Consider the following 21,025-nt stretch of genomic DNA (forward strand, 5'->3'; position numbering starts at 1 on the left):
CTTGCCCGGCCGGTGAAGATGGGGTCGTGACCATTAAACGGCAGAACCCGCCCGGCATGCACGTCCCGCCGGGCTACCACCACGTGACGGTGACATCGGCACCCCGGACGGTGTATTTGGCGGGCCAGTGCCCCCTGCTGCCGGACGGTTCCCTGGCGGCGGGCGGCGTCCTGGCCCAGACGGACCAGGTAGCGGCGAACACGGCAAGGGCACTGGAGCACGCGGGAGCAACCCCGGCGGACGTCGTCCGCACGGTGATCTACGTGGTGACCGAGGACAGAGAGGTGTTGTCATCGGTGTGGGCGCGGTTGAACGCGTCGCCGATCGCGGCGGCGTTCAGCTCGGCGAGCACGTTGCTGGGGGTGGCCCAGCTGGGGTTCCCGGGCCAGCTGGTGGAGCTGGACGTCACGGCCGCACTGGAGTAAGGGTTTCGCCTGCGGTGCCGTGGGGGCGGGTGGTTTCCGGGCCCGATCACGCGAGTTCCGGCTTCAGTCACGCGAGTTACGGGTTCAGTCACGCGGATTCGGTGTACCGGAACGGCGAACTCGCGTACCTGGAGGGTCGGTTCGCGTGATGGGGGCCGGGATTCGCGTGATTGGAGGCGGATCTCGCGTGATTGAAGGGGTATCTCGCGTGATTGGAGAGCGATCTCGCGTGATTGAAGGGGCATCTCGCGTGATTGGCGGGACGACACGGGAGACCAGCCAACCGATCGAGCCGGCTGACAGCTCCTGGCCTGCCCAACCGGTTACTCTCGCCCCCGGCCCCCGGCCCCCGGCCCCCGGCCCCCGGCCCCCGGCCCCCGGCCCCCGGGTCAGAGGCCGGCCATCAGGTCTGTCTCCGTGATTCCTGGTCCCTGGCCCGCCCGGATGAACCACTCCGTGCCGAAGGCGAACGTGAACGCGTCGTCCGGCATGGCCAGCATGAACATGTCCTCGCTGATCTGGCTCGGGTGGGCGCGCATCGCCGCGCGCTTGACCGATGCGTACTTCGACACGTCCACCGCCGCGGTGATCTCCGCCTCCGGCTTGCCGAATTCGACGTTCTCCGGCGGTTCCGGGGCCGCCTCCGGGGGGATCAGGCCGTCTGCCACCGCCGCCTCGAAGCCGCGCTGCATGAACTCGCGGTTGAACGTCGCCTGGTACACGCGGGCGGTGCCGGCCAGCTCCGCCGCGCGGACGCCGACGCGGTGGACCTGGATGTGGTCCGGGTGGCCGTAGTCGCCGTTGTCGTCGTACACCGTGAGCACGTCGGCCGACTCCTCGCGCAGGATCGCCGCGAGCTGCTCCGCCGCCTTTTCGACGTCGGCGCGCCAGAAGCACGACGGGTCGTCGTTCGTCGGCTCGCCCATCATGCCCGAGTCGCGGTAGCCGAGGAACTCGACGCGTTCGACGCCGAGGATCGCCGCGGCCGCGTACGACTCCTGGACGCGCCTGTCCTCGAGTTTCTCGCCCTCGGCGAGGAATCCGTCGGGTACCTCGCCGACCTCGCCCTTGGTGGCGACGACGAGCACGACCCGGTGCCCCTCTTCGACGGCTTTGCGCATGACGCCCGCGGTGCGGAGGCACTCGTCGTCCGGGTGGGCGTGGAAGGTGACCAGGGTTGCCATGTCCGCGACGGTACCGGCAACCCCCGACAAAACCGTCCGCCAGGATGCGCGATCGGCGCCGGGTGCCGGACGGCCGCGGTCGTCAGGGCCGCCGATCGCGCCGGGCCGGCAGCAGTGCCGGGAGGACCACCACGGCGGTGAGCGCGAAGGTCATCGAGTACCCCGCCGAGCTGATCAGCAGGCCCGCGCCCAGCGCGCCGGCTGCCATGCCGAGGTCGTAGGCCGCGTTCCAGATCGCGCTCACCGCGCTCTCGCCGCCGGCCGGGACCCGGGCGTACATCAGTGTCAGCGTCGCGTTCTGCAGCGCGCCGAACCCGGCGCCGAACACGAGCGCGCCGCCGATCACCGCGGCCGGGCTGGTGGTGAACCGCCGCGGCCGACACCGCGAAGATCGTCGCGGGCCGGGTCAGCACCGGGTTGCGCAGGCCGGTCAGCACGCCGTGCCCGCCGTCCTCCTTCGCCGTCACGGAGTGGCGCGGCAGGCCCGGCACCGACAGCAGGGCGAGCAGGGTCGCCACGGTCGTCACCACGAACACGGGCGAGTGCCCAGGCCGTCGCCCAGACGCCGCGGCTGAGCAGTTGAGCGGCGGTCAGGAACGGCTCGCGGCGGCGGTGGTCTCCCAGGTGAACCCGTCCGGGTCGGTGAACGCCTCGGCCGCGCCGCCGACCGCGATCCGGTGCGAGCCGCTGCCATCGGGAGTGACGCCGGCGTCCTTCGCGAGCGCCTTGCGCCGGTAGAGGGCCAGCTTGACCGGGCTGTCCCCGGCCTCGAACTCGACGTACATCCGGCCGAAGCTCTTGCCGACGGTCAGGCCGCGCTCGGCGTAGAACTTCTTGCTCGCGGCCACGTCGGCGGCGCCCAGCAGCAGCACGATGGCGTCGATCTCGCGGGTGGCCGGGCCGGTGTTCTTCTTGGCGGAGGTCGCGAGCTTCCAGATGGACCCGTCCGGCGCCCGGACCGTGCCGCCGTAGCCCCACATCGACTTCGTGGCCGGCTTGATCGTCGTGGCGCCGGCCGCGAGCGCGGTCTCGATCAGGGAGTCGACGTCGGCGGGCTGCGGCACGGTGAGGGAGAGGGTGTACCCGCGGAAGCCGTCGCTCGGCGCGTCGGAGACCCGGAACCGCAGCTGGGTGGTGAGCCCGAAGGCATCGGCGTAGAAGCGCTCGGCGGCGGCGGTGTCGGCAACTTCGAGGGTGATGGTTTCGATGTTCGTCATGCCGGTAACGCTAGGTCCGGGCCGCTGACCGGCGCTTCTCGATTCCTGACCGGTCCGCGCGGCCGCCGGCGGAAAAGCGGTGGGCGGGACGTGCGACGGCCTGATAGCTTGCCCCTTGACCGTGACCCGGCCCGAGGAGGTGAGACCCGTGAACGTTGTAGTCCAGTGGGTGCTCCCCTCGTCGTCACGGGCGGGCGGCTGACGTAGGTGTCGCCGGGAGCCCTCTCCCGAAAGGCGACACCATGAATCATCTGCACGAGCGGCCGGACGTGGCCGGCCGCGGAGAAGTGTCCCGGCGACCGGATGGACGCCTCTTCCTCAGCATCGACACGTGGGACGACGCGGACTTCGCGCTGCTCGCGGCGGACATGCTGCCTGTCCTGCCGAGACCGCTGTACACAGTGGTCGACGAAGCCGACGCGGAACTCCGGTCCCGCTGGGAATCGGCCGGGTTCACGATCCGGCGCCGTGAACGGGAGTACGTGGTTCCCACGGCACCGGGCGTGGTTGCCGTTCCCGCGGGGGTGACGATCGGCCCGCCGTCCGACGAGCGGCTGCTGAGCTCGGCCGAAGACGTGATCCGCGCCGAAGTCGAGGCGGCGGTGGGCTGGCAGGAGATGCCGGCGGAGATCCTGCCCCGCCCGGACGTCCCGGACATCGGCAAGTACACCGTGGCCGCGACCGAGGACGGTTACGTGGGCCTGCTCCGCCTGGCGGCGGTGCCGCGGCAGCCGCGGATCGGCCTGATCGCGGTCCGCGCGGATCGGCAGCGCGCCGGGATCGGCCGCGCGCTGCTCACCCACGTCCTGGACGTCTTGCACCACAAGGGAATCCCGACGGCCACGGCCGAGGTGAACGAAGCGAATCCGGCGGCGGTCGCGTTGTTCGAGGGCGCCGGAGCCCGCCGCGCCGGTGGCAACGTCGAGCTGGTGTTGCGCTGATGGCGGGCAACGCGGGCGGCATCGAAGTGGAGGGCACGGTCGTCGAGTGCCTGCGCAACGCGACGTTCCGGGTGGAGCTGGAGAACGGGCACAAGGTCCTCGCCCACATCAGCGGCAAGATCCGGAAGAACTTCATCAAGATCCTGCCGTTCGACCGGGTCCTGGTGGAGCTGAGCCCGTACGACCTGAACCGCGGCCGGATCCTGTTCCGTTACCGGACGTAGGATTTCCGGATGCAGTACCTGGTTTCCGTGATCGATGACAAGAGCAACCCCGGCCGCACGGACCGGCAGCCCGCCATCAGTGCCTTCAACGAACGGCTGATCGCCGAGGGCTACTGGGTCTTCGCGGGCGGGCTCGCGGACACCGGCGCGGCCACGGTCGTCGACAACCGGGGCGCGGAGGCCGTGTTCACCGACGGGCCGTACGTCGAGACGAAGGAGTACCTCGCCGGTGTCTGGGTGTGGGAGGCGCCCGACCTGGACGTGGCCCTCAGGCTCGCCGCGGAGGCGTCGAAGGTCTGCGACCGGAAGATCGAGGTACGACCGTTCCGGTGAGCGACGTCGACGAGGCGGTCACCCGCGCCCACCACACCGAGTGGGCGCGGGTGGTCGCCACCCTCACCCGGCGCTTCGGTGACCTCGACATCGCCGAAGAGGCGGCCGCCGAGGCGTTCGCGACCGCCGTCGAACGGTGGCCCGCCGACGGCGTCCCGCCACATCCCGGCGCCTGGCTCACCACCACCGCCACCCGCAAGGCCATCGACCGCGTCCGGCGCGAAAACAAGCGTGACGACAAGCAGAAGGCGGCTCTCGCGGGCCACGACGCCGACCCGCCCGAGCCGCCCGGCGCCGTCGACGACGACCGGCTGCGGCTGGTCTTCACCTGCTGTCACCCGGCGTTGGCCGTGCCCGCCCGCGTGGCGCTGACCCTGCGCCTGCTCGGCGGCCTGACCGTGCCCGAGATCGCGCGTGCCTTCCTGGTCCGGGAGACCGCGCTGGAGCAGCGGATCACCCGGGCGAAGGCCAAGATCAAGGCGGCCCGCGTCCCCTACCGGGTGCCGTCCGCCGAGGACCTCCCCGTGCGCGTCCCGGCCGTGCTCGTCGTGCTGTACCTCGTCTTCAACGAGGGCTACCTGGCGACCGGCCCCGGCACCGATCCGGTGCGCCACGACCTCACCGCCGAGGCGATCCGGCTCACCCGCCTGGTCCACGCCCTCCTGCCGGACGACGGCGAGGTGACCGGCCTGCTGGCGCTGATGCTCCTCATCGAGGCCCGCCGCCCGGCGCGGGTTTCGGCGGGCGAGCTCGTCGCGCTCGACGAGCAGGACCGCGGGGCGTGGGACGCGGAGCTGATCGCCGAGGGACACCGGCTGGTGCGCGAGCGCCTCGCCACCGGGGTGGCGCCGGGCCGCTACCAGGTCCTCGCGGCGATCAACGCCGTGCACACGTCCGCCCGCGATGCCCGCGACACCGACTGGGCGCAGATCCTCGCCCTCTACGACCAGCTCCTCCGCCTCGACCCCTCGCCGATCGTCGCGCTCAACCGGGCCGTCGCGGTCGCCGAGCTCGACGGCCCGGAGGTGGCGCTCGCGGCCGTCGACCGGCTCGAGGACGAGCTGGCCGGCTACCACGCCTACCACGTGACCCGCGCCGACCTGCTACGCCGGCTGGGCCGCGGCGAGCAAGCACGCGCGGCCTACGGCAAGGCCATCGAGCTGGCGGGCAACACCGCCGAGATAGCGCACCTGACCCGGCGCCGGGACCAGCTGGGGTGACCCGGATCGGGGCTCAGCCGTGTCACCGCCGTGATCACCGCGCCCCAGGCTGTACCAGATGCGAACCGGGGTCTTCCTGCGCTGGACGGCGCATCCGCTGACGGTCGGCGCCACCGTGGTGCTGCTGCTCAACGACCACGTGCTCAAGCAGGCGTGGCCGGGTTTCGTCACCGGCAAACTCAGCGACGTGGCCGGGCTGGTGGCGGCACCACCGGTGCTCGGGCTGCTGCTCGGCCTCTTCCGCACCGCCCGGGTCGCCGCCGCGGCCGCGGTGCTCGCGACGGGAGCGGGGTTCGCGGTCGTCAAGCTGACCGCGGCCGGCGCCGGCGTCGCTTCGGCGGCGTGGTCGGTCGTCAACGGGCCGTCGGTGATCCTGGCCGATCCGACCGACCTGATCGCGCTGCCCGCGCTGGGCGTTTCCTGGTGGGCCTGGCGCCGGGTGACGGCGGCCCCGCCCCTGCCGTTCCGGCTGCGGGTGGTCGTCGCGCTGCCGTTCACCGTGCTGGCGATCACCGCGACGTCGGCGCCTGCCACGACGCTGCCGTCGGTCGACTCCGTGGAGAGCGAAGGCACGCAAGTGGTGATCGAGGCGGACGGAGCGTTGTACGGCTCCGTCTCGGGCGTCGACGGCTGGCGCTACCTGTCGCCGGCGCCTCCGGCTCCCGAGCCGCGGCCCCGGAAGCGGGTCGAGGCCTGCGCACCGGAGGCCGCCGCGCACTGCTACCGGGTGCACGGCGCCGACGTCGTCGACTCCGGAGACACGCGCGGGGGTCGCCTGCTCGGCGTCGACGAGACGACCGACGGCGGCCGGACCTGGCACACCGCGTGGGAGGTGCCCGCCGTCCGGTGGGAGTTCGTCCAGCGGCAGCACCCGTTCCCCGGTTCGGTGACCCGGGTGTCCAAACTGGCCAGTACGGAGCTCTCCGTCCGTGCCGTCGCGGGTGGACACCAGGTGATCGTGGCCAACGGCGTGGAGGGGCTGGCGGTCCGCGGTCCCGACGGGACCTGGCGCCGCACGCCGGTCGTGGTCGCCGAAACCGGGCTGGCCCTCCGGCCGGTGCCGTTCACCGCGTTCGGCCGGGCGATCGGGCGCGACGTCAGCATGGCCGGGCTGCTCGCCCTGCTCGCGCTGCTGGCCGGGACGACGGTGGCGGCCGGCCGGGTGCGCGCCCGCCACGGCCGTGGGCTCGTCGCCGCGGTTCCCCTCGCCGCGTACCTCGTCGTGGCCCTCTCGGTCACCGGCATGGTGGCGGTGTTCGGCTCGGACGCCGGGGAGACGACGGGCCTCTGGCTGGTGACCGCCCTGTGCCTGTTCGGCGTCGGTACCGTGGTCGTCCTGGCGCCACGGCGGCCGCTGGTCCGGTCACGCATGCTGGTGGTGGTCGCGGCCGCCGTCGTGGCCGGGCTGGCGTACACCGGGCCCGCGCTGACCTGGACGCTGGGCTACCCGCGGGAGTACGCCGCGACGGCCGGCCTCGGCCTGATCCTCGCCGCGGCCTGCCTGCCGGTGGTCGTCGCGGCCGGCTGGTGGGCGGGCGCGCGCGACCCGGAGCTGCCGGTGGAACCGCCGTGGCCGCCCGTGCCGGTGCCGCCCCGGTGATGAGTTTCCGCGCCCGCGGCCGTCATACCTGCGACGGAACACGACGAAGCGGGAGAATGACGTGATGAGTGCGGACTCACGGCCGGCTGACCTGCGCGAAGCCGACGAGCCGGTGTTTTCCGGGCTGGCCGAGCGGCACCGGCGGGAGCTGCACGTGCACTGCTACCGGATGCTCGGGTCGTTCGAGGACGCCGAAGACACCGTGCAGGAGACGTTCCTGCGTGCCTGGCGGCGGCGCGAGACCTTCGCGGGGCGGTCGACGTTCCGGGCCTGGCTGTCCCGGATCGCCACCAACGCCTGCCTGGACCTGCTGGCCAAGTGCCGTCCGGAGCCCGCGACCGGCGGCGAGGTGCCGTGGCTGCAGCCCTACCCGGACCGGCTGCTCGACGAGCTGCCCGCGGGCGGCGCGGACGAGCCGGAGGCCGTCGCCGTCGCGCGGGAGACGATCGAACTGGCGTACCTGGTCGCCGTCCAGCACCTCGCGCCGCGGCCGCGGGCCGTGCTGATCCTGCGTGACGTGCTCGGCTGGCCGGCGAAGGACGTCGCGGAGCTGCTCGGGGACTCCGTCAACTCCGTGAACAGCGCGCTGCAGCGGGCCCGCGCCGGCATGCGGGAGCACCTGCCCGCCGAGCGGCAGGACTGGACCGGCGGCGAGGAGGACGCCGGGACGCGCGAGGTGGTGCGCCGCTACACCGAGGCCAGCGTGGCCGTCGACATCGACGGGATCGCCGCGCTGCTGCGGGAGGACGTCCGCAGCTCGATGCCGTCGACGCCGGGCTTGTTCGTCGGCCGCGACGCGGTGGTGAAGGACTGGGTCGACGGCGGTTTCCCGGAGCTGAAGGGCCTGCGTGCCGTTCCCACCGCCGTGAACCGGCAGCCTGCCCTCGCGTTCTACCTCCGGCAGGAGGACGGCGCGTACCTGCCGCTGACGATCGACGTCCTGCGCGTCACCGGCGGGGCGATCACCGAGATCATCACGTTCGACGCCGATCGGTTCCCGCCGCTGGGGCTGCCGGAGCGACTGGGGGCGTAGTCCCGGCCGGAGCGCCGCCTCCCCAGCGGCGGGGGAGGCGGCCCCACAGCGACGCGGCGGCGACGGACACGGCCAGCAGCGCGACACTGCCCGCGATGTCGAGGACGTAGTGGTTCGCCGTGGCGAGCACGTCGGCCGCCATGAGGAGCGGGAACAGCCACGACAGCAGCGCCAGGCGTGGGTGCGCGCCGCGCAGCGCGGACCAGACGGCGTACGCGCACCACAGCGACCAGCCCACGTGCATGCTGGGCATGGCCGTGTAGTGCGTGGGTTTCGTCCAGCTCTCCTGGGCGAAGATGTCGTGGACCGCGACGATGTCGACGGCACCCGGCAGCGCGGACCGCGGCGGCGCCAGCGGAACCGCCCAGTAGACCGGCAGGACGAGGACCATCATCGCGACCATCGTCCGGCGGACCCGCCGGTAGACCTCGGCGTGCCGGACGAACACCCAGAGCAGCACGCCGGCGATCACGAGGTAGTACAGCCGATACACGTACACCGCCGCCTGCGCGAGCACCGGATGCGCGGCCAGCCAGCCGTTGACGCTCAGCTCGATGTCGAGGTGCACGGCGTGTTCGGCGGACCGGAGCGCCAGCGCGTGGGCGTTGGCGGCCGCGAGGTCCGTGCCCACGGCGGCGGCGAGCCGCGCGAAGAGCAGGAACCACAGCACGAGGAAGATCAGCTCGACGAGCGCGCCGGGTCGTCCGCCGGTGCCCCGCAGGAGTACGTTCGCCCATCGTCGGGGAGTCTCGGCCGGCGGATGCACGCGGTCACCCTAGCCGACCACTGTGCCACGTGGGCCGGATGTAACTTTCACGTCCGTACTGTCCTCTATGGACATACGACAGTGTCCTGACGTGGCACTGTGTCTGGCGTCCGCGAGCGCCCTGGGGTGCGCATTGACAATTCTTCACCGGGAAGACCAGGCTGGCTCGGCGCGTGTTAGCGATAACAGCCGGCTCGCTCAACGTGGATCCGAAGCTGACTGGGAGAAGGTCGTCATGAACAGAGGACGTATCAGCCGTAGACGTCGTTCCTTGATCGCGGCGTTCACCGCCGCGGCGACGGTCGCGGTGGCGGCGGCGGTGGGCGTGACGCTGGGCGCCGACCCAGCGCTGGCCGACGTCACCGGCGCACTGCGCGGTGTCGCTTCGAGCCGGTGCCTGGACGTCCCGAACGGGAGCCAGGCCGACGGTGCCGCCGTGCAGATCTCCGACTGCTCGGGCGGGGCGAGCCAGCAGTGGACGTCGACGTCCGCGGGCCTGTTGACGGTGTACGGCAACAAGTGCCTCGACGTCCCGGGCAGCGCGACGACCGCCGGCACCCGGTTGCAGATCTGGACCTGTCACGGCGGGGCCAACCAGCAGTGGCGGGTGAACGCCGACGGCTCGGTGGTCGGCGTGCAGTCCGGGCTCTGCCTGGACGTGGCCGGCGCGGCGACGGCGAGCGGCACCGCGGTGCAGATCTGGACGTGCCACGGCGGCACCAACCAGAAGTGGACGGGCCTGTCGGGCCCGCCGCCGACGACCACGACCCCGACCGGCAGCGGCTGCACCCTCCCGTCGACCTACCGCTGGTCGTCGTCGGGTGTGCTGGCGCAGCCGAAGAACGGGTGGCTTTCGCTCAAGGACTTCACCAACGTCGTCTACAACGGCAAGCACCTGGTCTACGGGTCGACGGTCAACTCGTCGGCGCAGTACGGCTCGATGGCCTTCAGCCCCTTCACGAACTGGTCCGACATGGCTTCGGCCGGCCAGAACGGGATGAACTCCGGCACCGTCGCGCCCACGCTGTTCTACTTCGCGCCGAAGAACATCTGGGTGCTGGCGTACCAGTGGGGCCAGTGGCCGTTCATCTACCGCACCTCGAGCGACCCGACCAACCCCAACGGGTGGTCCGCGCCGCAGCCGCTGTTCACCGGCAGCATCTCCGGTTCCGACACCGGCCCGATCGACCAGACCCTGATCGCCGACGGCTCGAACATGTACCTGTTCTTCGCCGGTGACAACGGCAAGATCTACCGGGCCAGCATGCCGATCGGGAACTTCCCGAGCAGCTTCGGGTCGTCCTACACGACGATCATGAGCGACACGAAGGCCAACCTGTTCGAAGCGGTCGAGGTCTACAAGGTCCAGGGCCAGAACCAGTACCTGATGATCGTCGAGGCGATGGGGGCGAACGGACGGTACTTCCGGTCGTTCACGTCCAGCAGCCTGAACGGTTCGTGGACGCCGCAGGCCGCCACCGAGAGCCGGCCCTTCGCCGGCAAGGCCAACAGCGGTGCCACCTGGACCAACGACATCAGCCACGGTGACCTGGTCCGCACCAACCCGGACCAGACCAAGACCATCGACCCGTGCAACCTCCAGTTGCTCTACCAGGGCAAGGACCCCGCGGCCGGCGGCGAGTACAACCGGCTCCCGTGGCGGCCGGGCCTGTTGACGCTGCAGCGATAGCCTCTCCCGGAAGCGCCTGCCCCCGTTCGCGCGGGGGCAGGCGCTTTCCCGTGTCACCGGCTTTCGAAGGACACGCTTTCCCCGCCCACGAACGGCAGCAGGCGCCGCGCCTCGTCCTCGAGCGCGGTGCGCTCGGCGGCCGGCAGCGGCCGGAACGGCGTCAACCGCAGCTCCCCGCCGGACAGCGACCAGCTGCCGTGCACCCGGCCGTCGAGCAGGAACGCCGGCCGCACCAGTGCGCGGCCGGGCATGATCCGCTTCCGGTCCTCGGCGGAGATGATCCGGGCGCGGTCGGCGTGGCCCAGCAGGGCGTTGTCGAACCCCGGCAGCAGCCGTACGGGGGCCGGGGTATCGGGGTCGGGCAACCGGGCGTCGGCCAGGTCGAACAGCTCCCCGCCCTGCGGGGCCCGGTAGCGCCGCAGCTCGCCGCGCATGGTCTCGACGATCTCGCCCAGCCGGGTCAGCCCGCTCCACGCCTGCACGTCCTTGACGCTCGCCGGCCCGAACGCCGCGAGGTACCGGCGGATCAGCTCCGCGGCGCTCGCCGGCTCGCCGACGTCGGCGGCGGTCACCGCAACGGACGACCGGGTGCCCCAGGCGCCCCAGCCGGCGGTGGCCGGGTCGTGGACCAACGCGGTCCGCAGCTCCACCTCGCCGGCCAGGAGCCGGCCGTCGCGGCCGGGGTGCTCCGCCGCCAGCCGGCGGGCCAGCTCCTTGCGCGGCACCGCGTGCTCGCCGAGGATCCGCAGCCCGGCCGCCACCAGCTCGCCGGTGTCCAGGCCGGCGTTGCCGCGCCGGAAGTAAGCGGCGCTCGCGGTGCGGTCGAGCACCGGTTGCAGCAGCGGCCGGAATCGGCGGAAGTCGCCGGCCACCGCGAGGTGCTGGGTACTGCGCAGCAGACCCGAGCGCACGACCTGCCCGGCCGCCAGCAAGGTCGTGAGCCCGGCGTGCTCGAAGTCCCGGATTCGGCTCCACAGCCCGACGAACGGCCAGTTCGGCTCCTGGGCCTGCATGGCGACCAGCCGCCCGAGCACCGCCGCCGGAGTACCGCCGGTGCGCTCCAGCAGGAACTGCCGCTGCAGCAGGGCGCGGTTCAGCGCACGAAGCGACAGTGCGGTCACGTCGGCTCCCTCCGGTCGGTTTCGGCCTGCGACGAGAACACTAGGGAAGCTTCCGGTCACTTTTTGTCCGCAAGGTCTGTCAGGATGGCGAAATGGCGAACACCAGCTCCCGCGCCCTGCGTCTGCTGTCGCTCCTGCAGACCCATCGGCACTGGCCGGGCCCCGAACTGGCCGGACGGCTCGAGGTGTCCGAGCGCACGCTGCGCCGTGACGTCGACCGGCTGCGCGAGCTGGGCTACCCGGTCCTGGCCACCCGCGGCACCGACGGCGGCTACCAGCTGGCGCCGGGCGCGGTGCTGCCTCCGTTGGTGCTGGACGACGAAGAGGCGGTCGCGCTCGCGGTCGGCATGGGTGACGCCGCGCAGAGCGGGGTCGCCGGGATCGAGGACGCGGCCGTCCGGGCGTTGACCAAGGTGGTGCGGGTCCTGCCGCCGCGGCTGCGTGCCCGGGTGGACGCGGTGCGCGCGATGACGGTTTCGCCGACGGCGACCGGCCCGATCGTCGCGGCCGGCGTGCTCACCGTGGTCGCCCAGGCGTGCCGCGACGAGGAGCGGCTCCGGTTCGGTTACGCGGCAAGGGGTGCGGCGCCGGCGGAGCGCGAGGTCGAGCCCCACCGGCTGGTGCCACAGGGCGGCCGCTGGTACCTGGTGGCGTACGACCTGACCCGGCACGGCTGGCGCAGCTTCCGCCTGGACCGCCTGACCGAGCCGCGCCCGACGGGCGCCCGGTTCCGGCCACGCCCGCTCCCCGCGGCGGACGCGGCGGCGTTCGTGCGGACCAGCACCGGCGCGCCCGCCGCGCACACGGTCCGGGTGATCGTCCACGCGCCCGAGGCCCGGGTGCGTCAGGTGATCGGCCAGTGGGGCACGGTCGAACCCGCGGGGGAGGACCGCTGCCACGTCACGATGACGGCGGCGAGCTGGGACTGGCCGGCGCAGGCGCTGGGCAACGTGGGCGCGGAGTTCGAGGTGCTGGGGCCCCCGGAGTTCACCGCGCACGTCCGCGAGTGGGGCGCCCGCTTCGTCCGGGCGGGCGGGGCGATGCCGTGAGCGCGCCGGAGTTCAGTGAAGATCGAGGAGCACGAGGGTGCTTTCCTCGACACGGGCGTGCCCGGTTTCGACGAGATCGGCGGCACGCGTGAGAAACGATTCCGACCACGGTCCACCGGTACCAGGCGGGTTGCCCGACCGGGGCGGGCGCGAACTCGTTCACGACGGCGGCCCGGTGAGGCAGTACTGCAGGAGGGGCCCGAACCGGCCGGCCAGTTCGCCGGGCGGCGCGGAGGCGAGCGGTTCGAGCCGCATGATGTAGCGCGCCACCGTGAGGCCGAGGATCTGGGCGTTGACCATGGCCGCCCGCAGTGCCGCGTCCGGGGTGTCGAGCAGCGCCGCGAGCCGGTCGGTGATCTCCCGGTCGATGAACTCGCGCAGCAGTGCTTCGGACTGCGGGTCGGTCGGCGCCGACCTGGTCAGCATCACCAGGGGTGCGCGATCGGACTTGTCGAGGTTCGCCACCAGCGTCCGGACGATGCGTTCGCCGATGCCGTCGAGGCCCTCGGCGAAGATCGACTCGATGGCGGGCGGGACGCTGCCGGCGATGTCGATGACGGCGCTGAACAGGCCCTGCTTGGTCTTGAAGAAGTAGAACACCATCGCCGGGTCGACCCCCGCCGCGGTGGCGATCGCGCGCACGGACGTGGCGCCGTAGCCGTGCCTGCCGAACAGTTCGCGAGCGGTCTCGAGGATCCGCTGCCTGCTCTCCGCGCCGGACCGCCAGCGTCCGGGGCGGCCGTGGGTGCCGTTTTCCGTCATGACGGCCGCAGCCTAGCACTCGTTCTTCACCGCCTGGTGGAGTTTGCGGTAGCGTGTTCTTCATCGGTTGGTGAAGAAAGGGGTGGCGCGATGCGGGTGGTCGTGATCGGCGCTGGTCTCGGCGGGTTGACGCTGGCGCACGGGCTGCGTCGGGCGGGGATCGACGTCGCGGTGTACGAGCGCGATGGCGCACGGGGCCGTCCGCAGGGGGTGAGCCTGCACATCGACGGCCGGGGCGCGGCGGCGCTGCGGGCGTGCCTGCCCCCGGCGCACGCCGCCATGGTCGCGGCCACCACGGGCGGGCCGCGCACGCGGACCCTGCTGCTGTCCGAAGTGGACGGCGAGCTCGCCGTCGCGGGCACCCGGCCCGCCGACGGCGTGGCGGGCCGGGCGCGGCCGGGCCGGCAGGTCCACCGCCCCCTGCTCCGGGCCGTGTTGCTGACGGGGCTGGGGGACGCGGTGCGGTTCGGGGCGGAGTTCACGCGGTTCGAGCGCCGCGCCGACGGCCGGGTCCGGGTGTGGTTCGCCGATGGCGCCACGGACACCGCGGACGTCCTGGTGGGCGCCGACGGGATCGGATCGGCGGTGCGCGCCCGGTTCCTGCCGGACGTGCGGGTGGCCGACACCGGAAGACGCATGATCATGGGTGCGACGCCGGTGCGGGCCGTGGCCGGCACCGGGCTGCCGGAGCTGGCCGGCGACAGCCCGGCCGTCGTGCGGGTGCGCGGCACGACGATGGTGCTGGGCGTGCTGCGGTTCGCCGAGCAGCCGAAGATCGCGCGGGAGAAATGGCTGCCCGCACTGCGCGTCCCGGACGTCGAGGACTACGTGATGTGGGCGTTGCCCGTCGCTCGCGAGCGGCTCGGTCCGCCGGGTGCGGTGTGGCACCGGGCGCGGGAGCTGGCCGCGGACCTGCACCCGGCGTTGCGGGAGGTCGTCGCCGAGGCGTGGCCGGAGGTCACGGTCGCCCTGCGGATCGGGATGATCCCGGCGGTGCCGGCCTGGCCCGCAAGTCCGGTGACGCTCATCGGCGACGCCATCCACCCGGCTCCGGGGTTCGGCGCCAACTTGGCGATGCGGGACGCGGACCGCCTCCGCGCCGCACTGGCCGGCGCCCACCGCGGCCGGCACGCGCTGCTCGACGCGATCGGAGCGTACGAGGAAACCATGCGCCGCGACAGCTTCACACCCGCGGCGGCGAGCGCATGAGCTTCGACGTGCTGACCGGGAAGTCGCTGTCGCTGTTCAACGCGGTCGGTGGCTGGCGCACGGTCGCCGAAGCCGTGGCGTCCCGCGCGGTGTTCCTGATCGCCTACCTGCTGACCGGCCGGGTGTGGACGGCGGCACTGATCGCCATCGGCGGAGTGGCGGTCCTCGCGGTCGTGCGGGTGTGCGCGGAGCGGCGTTACCTGCCGGCGGCGATCGCGCTCGCCATCGTCGTGGGGTCGGCCCTGCTGGCCGGCGTGACCGGGCAGGCGATCGACTTCTACTTTCCGGCGGTGGTCATCCAGTCGGTCCAGGGCACGGTGTTCCTGCTGTCGATACTGCTGCGGTGGCCGGTGGTCGGGCTGGCACTGGGCGCACTGCGGCGCGACCGGTTCGGCTGGCGCCGCGAGCCGGCACTGCGCAGGCGGTACCAGCTGTGCACGGCGATCTTCGTGGTGAAGTGCGCGATCGCCACGGCGGTGCAGCTGCCGCTGTACCTGGCCGGCCAGACCATGGCACTCGGGATAGCGGCGACACTCCTGGGCGGCGCACCCGCGGCGGGCTGCTGCCTTTACCTGTGCTGGCGAATCCTCCGGGAAAACTGATCTCCGCGGAAGGCCGCACCGCCGCCGCCGTTCGGCGGGCACTCGACCGGAGCACGATTTTCCCTTTGTAACAACGGAAATCCGCCGGCCGACGTGATGGGTGCCGGCGCGCCGGGCGCCGTCGCTGTCCTGGGGAGACGCCTTGATCGACCTACCTGTCGGCTACATCGAGCAGCCGGAGCAGCACCTTTGCTGGTACACCGCGCTGCGGATGATCTTCGAATACCGGCGCGGTGTCGGGACCGCGGTCGTCGGGCACGCCAAGGCGCTGGCGGAAGGCAGGGCGCAGGCGGCGAAACGGGCCGCGATCGAGGCCAAGCGCGGGGAGGCCGGTGTCTCGGCGACGCGCAAGGCGCTGAGCAGGGAACCGCCACGGGGGTTGGCGGACGACGAAACCACCGAGCTGGCCGAGGCGAACGGGATGCGGGAACTGGTCACGCCGGAGGGTGGCTGGACCAGCGCCTCGCTCGAGCAGGCGCTGCGGGAGCACGGCCCGTTGTGGTGCGCGGTCCAGCACGACGGGGCCGCCACCAAGCACGTGGTCGTCGCCAAGGGGGTGAACGAGGCCGGGCAGGTGCTGCTCCACGATCCGAAGTTCGGCCCGAACCTGCCCTGGGAGGTGGTGAACTTCAACAAGCGCCTGCTCACTGTGTCGCACTCCCTCCTGTACCTCCCCGGGTAAGTCCGATGCGGTGGTGCGGGGGCGCCGGTAACCTCGTGGCGGCTTTCCCTCCACCGGAACCGAGGACAGACGTGGGCGTCGACGTGTTGCTGATGGCTGTGCGGCAGCGGGGCACCAGCCCGAAGGGGCGCCAGGTGCGCCCGGTGGAGGTGCTACTGGATCCGGGCGACCGGTTCGCCGGCCTGTGCACGTCGAGCCGGCGTCCGACGCTCAGCCGGGTGCACCCGTGGAAGTCGCTGATCCTGACCCGCGCCGACATGCCCCAGTTCATTTCCGAGGTGGAGGCCGAGCTCGCCGAGGCCGGCGACCGCGAAGTGAAAGACCTCCTGCGGCGTGTCCTCGGCCTCGCGCGGGAGTGCGCGGCGCACGAGACGTACGAACTGCATCTCGACGGCGACTGAAGTGACCGTCGAAACGACTCCCGCGATCGACGCCGCCCTGGCGCGACGGCTGGTCGGCACGCAGTTCCCGCGCTGGGCCGGCCTGCCGCTGCGCCGGCTCGCGCCGGCCGGCTCGGATCATGTCATCTACCGGCTCGGCGAGCACCTTTCCGTCCGCCTGCCGCGCCATTCCGGCGCCATCGGCCAGGCGGAGAAGGAAGCGGAATGGCTGCCACGGCTGGCCCCGCACCTGCCGCTGGCCGTACCGGAACCGGTGGGCGTGGGCGAACCGGACTTCGGCTATCCCTGGCCGTGGGCGGTGTCGCGCTGGCTGGACGGCGAAGTGGCGACCGTCGACGCCCTCGCCGGCTCGCGCGCGGCCGCCGGCGTGCTCGCCGGGTTCCTGACCGCGCTCCACCGGTTCGACGCCGAACCGCCCGCGGACCTCGCCGGCCGCCCGCTGGCCGCGCGGGACGCGGCGACGCGGTCCGCCATCGCGAAGGCCGGAGACGCGTTCGACGCCACCGCGTTGACGCGGCTGTGGGACAACGCCCTGGCCGCCCCGGAGTGGGACCGGCCGCCGGTCTGGTTCCACGGCGACTTCCACACCGGCAACCTGCTGACGACCGGCGGCAGGCTCAGCGCCGTCATCGACTTCGGTGAACTCGGTGCCGGTGATCCCGCCTGCGACCTGATCATCGCCTTCACCCTGATGACGGCCGAGACGCGGGCCTGCTTCCGCGCCGCCCTCGACGTGGACGACGCCACCTGGACCCGCGGCCGCGGGTGGGCCCTCGCCACCGGTCTGAACGCCTATGTCACCTACGCCGCCGTCAACCCCCGCGTCGCCGCCCAGACCACCCGGCAGATCACCGAGGCCCTCGCCGGCTGACGGCGCGCCCACCGTGGGTGGCAGAATGGCCGGTCGCCCGCGACGCGAGGGAGGGAACACCGGTGGCACGTCTGCACGTCGGCTGCGCGATGTGGACCCACAAGGCGTGGCCCGGCCGGTTCCTGCCGCCGTCGCTGCCGGCCAAGGACCGCCTGCGGGCGTACGCCGGCTGGTGCAACGCGGTCGAAGGCAACACCACCTTCTACGCGACCCCCGCCCGCGCCACCGTCACGGCGTGGGCGCAGCAGACCGACGCCGCGTTCCGGTTCGTCGTCAAGCTGCCCAAGCTCGTCACGCACGAGCGCCGGTTCGCCGGGGTCGAGACCGAGATGCGGGCGTTCCTGGACGCGATCGAACCCCTCGGCGACCGGGCGGTCCTGTGGACCCAGCTGCCGGGCTCGTTCGGCCCCGCGGACGTCGACGCCCTCGCCCGCTTCCTGCGCCGGCTCCCGGCCGGCCGCCGCCGCGCCGTGGAGGTGCGCCACCCCGGGTTCTTCACCGACGCCGGCGCGACGTCGCTGCTGGAGGGCGCGCTCGCCGCCGCGGACGCCGAGTGGGTGCCGTTCGACACCACCGTCTTCTTCCAGCGCCCACCGGTCAGCGAAGCCGAGCAGGACGCCTGGGCCAAGAAACCGCGGCTGCCACGGCGGACGCGGGCGCTGACCGACCGGCCGATCGTCCGCTACCTGGGCCGCGACTCGGCCGAGGAGACGGCCGCGGGCTGGCGGCCGTGGACGGAAGTGGTCGCCGGCTGGCTGCGCGAGGGCCGGTCACCGACGGTTTTCGTGCACACGCCCGACAACGCCGAGGCACCGGCGCTCGCCCGCCGCTTCCACGACGACGCGCGGGCGCTGGTGCCCGGCCTCGACGCGCTGCCCGAGCCGGAGCCGGTCGAGCCCGCGACGCTGTTCTGAGTGGTCGCCGCGGCCGCCCCCACCCGGGGCGGGTGAGGGCGGCCGGGCGGTCAGCGTTGCAGGGTCAGCACGCCGGGCCGCCAGGGCAGCTTGTTGTAGTCGAGGCCGTCGGAGCTCGGGTCCCTTCCCTGGTAGAGCAGCTGCAGGTTGCAGGGGTCGATGGTCTTGGTCTGGTCGGGGTTGGTGCGGACGAGGTCGCCGTGGCTGATGTCGTTGGTCCAGGTCGCGCCGCTGTTGGCCTTGCCCGCGAAGGGGTTGCTTTCGGTGGCGGCCTGCGGGGTCCACGTGCCACCCAGGCTGCTGGCGGTGAACGAGCGGAAGAAGCGCCCGTTCGTGCCCATCGCCTCGACCAGCATGAGGTACTGGTTCTGGCCCTGGACCTTGTAGACCTCGACGGCTTCGAAGAGGTTGGCGGTGGTGTCGCTCATGATCGTCGTGTAGTTCGCGCCGAAGCTGCCCGGGAAGTTCCCGATGGGCATGCTGGCGCGGTAGATCTTGCCGTTGTCACCGGCGAAGAACATGTACATGTTCGTGCCGTCGGCGATGAGCGTCTGGTCCAGCGGCGCCGAGCCGGGGATGGTCCCGGTGAACAGCTCCTGCGGCGACGACCAGCCGTTCGCGTTGGTGGGGTCGCTCGACGTCCGGTAGCTGAACGTGGTCGGGCCCCACTGGTAGGCGAGCACCCAGATGTTCTTCGGCGCGAAGTAGAACAGCGTGGGCGCGACGTTGCCGATGGTCATCCCGGTCTGGCCGGCCGAGGCCATGTCGGACCAGTTCGTGAAGGGCGCGAAGGCCATCGAGCCGTACGCCCCCGACGCGGTCACGGTCGACCCGTACACGATGTGCTTGCCGTTGTGGACGACGGTGCTGAAGTCCTTGAGCGCGATCCAGTCCGGCTTCGGGTTCGCCAGCGAACCCGTCGAGGACCAGCGGTAGGTCGACGGGAGCGAGCACGAGCCGGCGTCGCCCACCCGGACGAGCTGCCACTGCTGGTTGGCGCCCTTCCAGTCGCCGTACTGGACGACGGCCGCGCCGTCCGCGGTCGACGCGCCGGTGACCTCCACGGCCTTGCCGCTGTTGCGGTTGAGCAGCCGGACGTAGCCGCCGTCGGAGTCGGCGAGGCTGAACTGCTGGTTGGTGCCGTTGAGGTCGGTCCACTGCTGGACCTTCGCGCCGTCGGCGGTCGACCAGTTGCCGATGTCGAGGACCTTGCCGGAGTTCTTCGACTTCAGCCGGTAGTAGCCGTTGCCGGAGTCGACGAACTGCCACTGCTGGTTGGCGCCGTCGTGGCGGGACCACTGGTGCACCGCCGCGCCGTCGGCGGTGGAGACGCCGGAGACGTCCATCGCCTTGCCGCTGTTGCGGTTGACGAGCAGGTACCACGCACTGGTGTCGACGGACGCCGCCGACGCCGCACCGCTGCCGGCCACGACCGCCGCGCCGGCCGCGAGAACGGTCGTGAGCCCGGTGATCAACGTCCGCTTCCAGCGGCTCCGCCCGGCGCCGCGGGGTGGGGCATGAACCGTCGAATTCATGGTGGTTCTCCATTCATCGTCAGTGATGCATGGCGGCTCGGTTTGTTAGCGTTAACATTTGCGTTCGCAGAACTTGACGGCGCCAACCGGAGCAGTGCGGGGAACGGTGAGTTTCGAGTCAATGTAACCAGTACGGCCAGCGCGGTCAACGGGAGAACACCAGGTCGGCGCCAATGTTTGCGTGCCGAGGAAATCGCGCGGCCATACGCGTCGGGCTGTGACCTTGTCGAATGGCATTCGACGCGCTTGCCGATCCGAACCATTCCGTTTTTGCGCCGAAGCGGTCAGCCGGCTCGGGATTGACCCGCGCGCACCAGGCCTTCGAGCAATTCGACGGCCCGCCGGGCGGCAGGGTGCCGCGCAATGGACTTCTTCACCGCGAGACCGAGGTGCCGGACCGGCGTGGGCGCCACCAGCGGGACGGTCGTCAGCCCGGCCGGCAGCTCGCCGATGCCGAGTGACGGCACCACGGTCAGGCCGATTCCCGTGGCCACGAAGGACATCGCCGTCCGGTAGTCGTGGGTTTCGACCACGAAACCCGGCGAGAACCCGGCTTGCGCGCACGCGTTGAGCAGCACCTGGCGGCACGGCCCTTCGCGGAGGTCGTTGTCCACCCAGTGCCGCCGGGCGAGGTCCGCCAGCGGCACCTGCGACAGCCCGGCGAGCGGGTCGTCCGCGCGGACGACGGCGAGGTAGGGATCGTCGGCGAGCTCGCGGACCTCGACCGAGCCCGGGCGCTCGACGCCGGTCTCCGCCACGAAGATGTCGACGTCCGGCTCGCCCGGGGTGAACTCGGTCAGCAGCAGGTCCAGCCGGAGGTCCGGGAACTCGGCGCGCAGCGCGGCGACGGTGGGCGCCAGCCAGGCCGCGCCGGCCGAACCGAAGTAGCCGATCGACAGGCTGCCGACGCGGCCGGCGCGCAGGTCGCCGACCACCCGCTCGACCCGGCTGAAGGCCTCGAACAACGTGTCGGCCTCGGCGGCCAGGGTGCGGCCGGCCGCCGTGGGCTCGATGCCGCGACCGGATCGCTCGAACAGCTGCAGCCCGGTTTCCCGTTGCAGGGCCGCGAGCTGCTGGCTCACCGCGGACGGCGTGTAGCCGAGCGAGGCGGCGCTCGCGCGGATCGAGCCCGTCGCGATCACCGCCCGCAGGACGCGGAGCCGGGAGATGTCGAGCATGGTTTCCGAATGTACAGAATCACTTAACAGAGGTCCAGAACTAATCGCTTGTGCTGTACAGACGTCCC

The 21,025-nt window shown here is 72.2% G+C and carries 23 protein-coding genes; 15 read left to right on the top strand and 8 right to left on the bottom strand.

All coding sequences use genetic code 11. The annotated features are described in order from the left end of the window. The first annotated feature begins 26 nt into the window (after positions 1–26). On the top strand, positions 27–425 hold the full coding sequence (locus I4Q55_RS18145) for a RidA family protein (protein ID WP_206789161.1): 399 nt from the start codon (positions 27–29) through the stop codon (positions 423–425). Positions 426–814: 389 nt separating this feature from the next. Here I4Q55_RS18145 and I4Q55_RS18150 read toward each other — a convergent pair whose 3' ends face one another. The 3 genes from I4Q55_RS18150 to I4Q55_RS18160 form a co-directional block, all read right to left on the bottom strand. Then, positions 815–1,609 (bottom strand): PIG-L family deacetylase, encoded by a 795-nt coding sequence (locus I4Q55_RS18150; RefSeq protein WP_206789162.1) that lies wholly within the window; start codon positions 1,607–1,609, stop codon positions 815–817. A gap of 82 nt (positions 1,610–1,691) precedes the next feature. Then, positions 1,692–1,955 carry a hypothetical protein gene (locus I4Q55_RS49230; RefSeq protein WP_242546192.1) on the bottom strand — a complete coding sequence of 88 codons (264 nt, stop codon included), beginning with the start codon at positions 1,953–1,955 and terminating at the stop codon, positions 1,692–1,694. Positions 1,956–2,199: 244 nt separating this feature from the next. Beyond that, a complete protein-coding gene (locus I4Q55_RS18160; RefSeq protein ID WP_206789164.1) occupies positions 2,200–2,826 on the bottom strand; it encodes a glyoxalase in 627 nt (208 codons plus the stop codon). Between the two features lie 242 nt (positions 2,827–3,068). Between I4Q55_RS18160 and I4Q55_RS18165 the strand changes: the two genes are divergently transcribed. The 6 genes from I4Q55_RS18165 (at position 3,069) to I4Q55_RS18190 (ending at position 8,177) form a co-directional block, all read left to right on the top strand. Beyond that, positions 3,069–3,767 carry an N-acetyltransferase gene (locus I4Q55_RS18165; RefSeq protein WP_206789166.1) on the top strand — a complete coding sequence of 233 codons (699 nt, stop codon included), beginning with the start codon at positions 3,069–3,071 and terminating at the stop codon, positions 3,765–3,767. Further along, positions 3,767–3,991 (top strand): translation initiation factor IF-1, encoded by a 225-nt coding sequence (gene infA / locus I4Q55_RS18170; RefSeq protein ID WP_206789168.1) that lies wholly within the window; start codon positions 3,767–3,769, stop codon positions 3,989–3,991. The genes I4Q55_RS18165 and infA overlap by 1 nt, the downstream gene beginning before the upstream one ends. Before the next feature lie 9 nt (positions 3,992–4,000). Beyond that, entirely contained in the window at positions 4,001–4,324 is a 324-nt protein-coding gene (locus tag I4Q55_RS18175) for a YciI family protein (protein ID WP_206789169.1), read from the top strand. Further along, entirely contained in the window at positions 4,321–5,544 is a 1,224-nt protein-coding gene (locus tag I4Q55_RS18180) for an RNA polymerase sigma factor (RefSeq protein WP_206789170.1), read from the top strand. The genes I4Q55_RS18175 and I4Q55_RS18180 overlap by 4 nt, the downstream gene beginning before the upstream one ends. Positions 5,545–5,602: 58 nt before the next feature. Next, positions 5,603–7,144, top strand: coding sequence for a hypothetical protein (locus tag I4Q55_RS18185; protein WP_206789171.1), 1,542 nt, complete (start codon positions 5,603–5,605; stop codon positions 7,142–7,144). Between the two features lie 64 nt (positions 7,145–7,208). Further along, a complete protein-coding gene (locus I4Q55_RS18190) occupies positions 7,209–8,177 on the top strand; it encodes an RNA polymerase subunit sigma-70 (protein WP_206789172.1) in 969 nt (322 codons plus the stop codon). On the opposite strand, the gene I4Q55_RS18195 is transcribed toward I4Q55_RS18190, so the two are convergent. After that, a complete protein-coding gene (locus I4Q55_RS18195) occupies positions 8,119–8,943 on the bottom strand; it encodes a phosphatase PAP2 family protein (protein ID WP_206789173.1) in 825 nt (274 codons plus the stop codon). The genes I4Q55_RS18190 and I4Q55_RS18195 overlap by 59 nt on opposite strands. A 235-nt stretch (positions 8,944–9,178) precedes the next feature. Here I4Q55_RS18195 and I4Q55_RS18200 point away from each other — a divergent pair, with 235 nt between their 5' ends. Beyond that, the gene (locus tag I4Q55_RS18200) at positions 9,179–10,633 is read left to right on the top strand and encodes a non-reducing end alpha-L-arabinofuranosidase family hydrolase (protein WP_206789174.1); all 1,455 of its coding nucleotides are present in this window, start codon (positions 9,179–9,181) and stop codon (positions 10,631–10,633) included. Between the two features lie 53 nt (positions 10,634–10,686). Here the strand turns inward: I4Q55_RS18200 and I4Q55_RS18205 are convergent, their stop codons facing one another. Then, on the bottom strand, positions 10,687–11,754 hold the full coding sequence (locus I4Q55_RS18205; RefSeq protein ID WP_206789175.1) for a winged helix DNA-binding domain-containing protein: 1,068 nt from the start codon (positions 11,752–11,754) through the stop codon (positions 10,687–10,689). A gap of 92 nt (positions 11,755–11,846) precedes the next feature. Between I4Q55_RS18205 and I4Q55_RS18210 the strand changes: the two genes are divergently transcribed. After that, on the top strand, positions 11,847–12,803 hold the full coding sequence (locus I4Q55_RS18210) for a YafY family protein (RefSeq protein ID WP_206789176.1): 957 nt from the start codon (positions 11,847–11,849) through the stop codon (positions 12,801–12,803). A gap of 159 nt (positions 12,804–12,962) precedes the next feature. Here the strand turns inward: I4Q55_RS18210 and I4Q55_RS18215 are convergent, their stop codons facing one another. Then, positions 12,963–13,565: a TetR/AcrR family transcriptional regulator gene (locus I4Q55_RS18215; protein ID WP_206789178.1), complete on the bottom strand. Its 603-nt coding sequence runs from the start codon at positions 13,563–13,565 to the stop codon at positions 12,963–12,965. A 90-nt stretch (positions 13,566–13,655) separates the two neighbouring features. Between I4Q55_RS18215 and I4Q55_RS18220 the strand changes: the two genes are divergently transcribed. The 6 genes from I4Q55_RS18220 to I4Q55_RS18245 all read left to right on the top strand — a co-directional run bounded on the left by I4Q55_RS18220 (position 13,656) and on the right by I4Q55_RS18245 (position 18,244). Beyond that, positions 13,656–14,774 (top strand): NAD(P)/FAD-dependent oxidoreductase, encoded by a 1,119-nt coding sequence (locus I4Q55_RS18220; protein ID WP_242546193.1) that lies wholly within the window; start codon positions 13,656–13,658, stop codon positions 14,772–14,774. Further along, positions 14,771–15,376: a DUF3159 domain-containing protein gene (locus I4Q55_RS18225; protein ID WP_206789181.1), complete on the top strand. Its 606-nt coding sequence runs from the start codon at positions 14,771–14,773 to the stop codon at positions 15,374–15,376. The genes I4Q55_RS18220 and I4Q55_RS18225 overlap by 4 nt, the downstream gene beginning before the upstream one ends. A 142-nt stretch (positions 15,377–15,518) precedes the next feature. Beyond that, positions 15,519–16,058, top strand: coding sequence for a papain-like cysteine protease family protein (locus tag I4Q55_RS18230; protein ID WP_206789183.1), 540 nt, complete (start codon positions 15,519–15,521; stop codon positions 16,056–16,058). Between the two features lie 71 nt (positions 16,059–16,129). Further along, on the top strand, positions 16,130–16,459 hold the full coding sequence (locus tag I4Q55_RS18235; protein ID WP_206789184.1) for a hypothetical protein: 330 nt from the start codon (positions 16,130–16,132) through the stop codon (positions 16,457–16,459). 1 nt (position 16,460) lies between these two features. Beyond that, positions 16,461–17,330 carry an aminoglycoside phosphotransferase family protein gene (locus I4Q55_RS18240; RefSeq protein WP_206789185.1) on the top strand — a complete coding sequence of 290 codons (870 nt, stop codon included), beginning with the start codon at positions 16,461–16,463 and terminating at the stop codon, positions 17,328–17,330. A gap of 89 nt (positions 17,331–17,419) precedes the next feature. Further along, the gene (locus I4Q55_RS18245; RefSeq protein WP_206789237.1) at positions 17,420–18,244 is read left to right on the top strand and encodes a DUF72 domain-containing protein; all 825 of its coding nucleotides are present in this window, start codon (positions 17,420–17,422) and stop codon (positions 18,242–18,244) included. 50 nt (positions 18,245–18,294) lie between these two features. On the opposite strand, the gene I4Q55_RS18250 is transcribed toward I4Q55_RS18245, so the two are convergent. Both I4Q55_RS18250 and I4Q55_RS18255 read right to left on the bottom strand, forming a co-directional pair. After that, positions 18,295–19,779: a non-reducing end alpha-L-arabinofuranosidase family hydrolase gene (locus tag I4Q55_RS18250; protein ID WP_206789186.1), complete on the bottom strand. Its 1,485-nt coding sequence runs from the start codon at positions 19,777–19,779 to the stop codon at positions 18,295–18,297. Between the two features lie 284 nt (positions 19,780–20,063). After that, positions 20,064–20,957 (bottom strand): LysR family transcriptional regulator, encoded by an 894-nt coding sequence (locus tag I4Q55_RS18255; RefSeq protein ID WP_206789187.1) that lies wholly within the window; start codon positions 20,955–20,957, stop codon positions 20,064–20,066. Positions 20,958–21,025: the final 68 nt, after the last annotated feature.

The sequence above is a fragment of the Amycolatopsis sp. MtRt-6 genome (genome assembly GCF_017308975.1).
GTDB lineage: Bacteria > Actinomycetota > Actinomycetes > Mycobacteriales > Pseudonocardiaceae > Amycolatopsis.

Bases quoted from the DNA above. Each gene is read 5' to 3' on its own strand.
- I4Q55_RS18150 (WP_206789162.1), bottom strand. From the start codon at position 1,609: ATGGCAACCCTGGTCACCTTCCACGCCCACCCGGACGACGAGTGCCTC.
- I4Q55_RS18160 (WP_206789164.1), bottom strand. From the start codon at position 2,826: ATGACGAACATCGAAACCATCACCCTCGAAGTTGCCGACACCGCCGCC.
- I4Q55_RS18165 (WP_206789166.1), top strand. From the start codon at position 3,069: ATGAATCATCTGCACGAGCGGCCGGACGTGGCCGGCCGCGGAGAAGTG.
- infA (WP_206789168.1), top strand. From the start codon at position 3,767: ATGGCGGGCAACGCGGGCGGCATCGAAGTGGAGGGCACGGTCGTCGAG.
- I4Q55_RS18175 (WP_206789169.1), top strand. From the start codon at position 4,001: ATGCAGTACCTGGTTTCCGTGATCGATGACAAGAGCAACCCCGGCCGC.
- I4Q55_RS18185 (WP_206789171.1), top strand. From the start codon at position 5,603: ATGCGAACCGGGGTCTTCCTGCGCTGGACGGCGCATCCGCTGACGGTC.
- I4Q55_RS18190 (WP_206789172.1), top strand. From the start codon at position 7,209: ATGAGTGCGGACTCACGGCCGGCTGACCTGCGCGAAGCCGACGAGCCG.
- I4Q55_RS18200 (WP_206789174.1), top strand. From the start codon at position 9,179: ATGAACAGAGGACGTATCAGCCGTAGACGTCGTTCCTTGATCGCGGCG.
- I4Q55_RS18210 (WP_206789176.1), top strand. From the start codon at position 11,847: ATGGCGAACACCAGCTCCCGCGCCCTGCGTCTGCTGTCGCTCCTGCAG.
- I4Q55_RS18215 (WP_206789178.1), bottom strand. From the start codon at position 13,565: ATGACGGAAAACGGCACCCACGGCCGCCCCGGACGCTGGCGGTCCGGC.
- I4Q55_RS18220 (WP_242546193.1), top strand. From the start codon at position 13,656: ATGCGGGTGGTCGTGATCGGCGCTGGTCTCGGCGGGTTGACGCTGGCG.
- I4Q55_RS18225 (WP_206789181.1), top strand. From the start codon at position 14,771: ATGAGCTTCGACGTGCTGACCGGGAAGTCGCTGTCGCTGTTCAACGCG.
- I4Q55_RS18245 (WP_206789237.1), top strand. From the start codon at position 17,420: ATGTGGACCCACAAGGCGTGGCCCGGCCGGTTCCTGCCGCCGTCGCTG.
- I4Q55_RS18250 (WP_206789186.1), bottom strand. From the start codon at position 19,779: ATGAATTCGACGGTTCATGCCCCACCCCGCGGCGCCGGGCGGAGCCGC.
- I4Q55_RS18255 (WP_206789187.1), bottom strand. From the start codon at position 20,957: ATGCTCGACATCTCCCGGCTCCGCGTCCTGCGGGCGGTGATCGCGACG.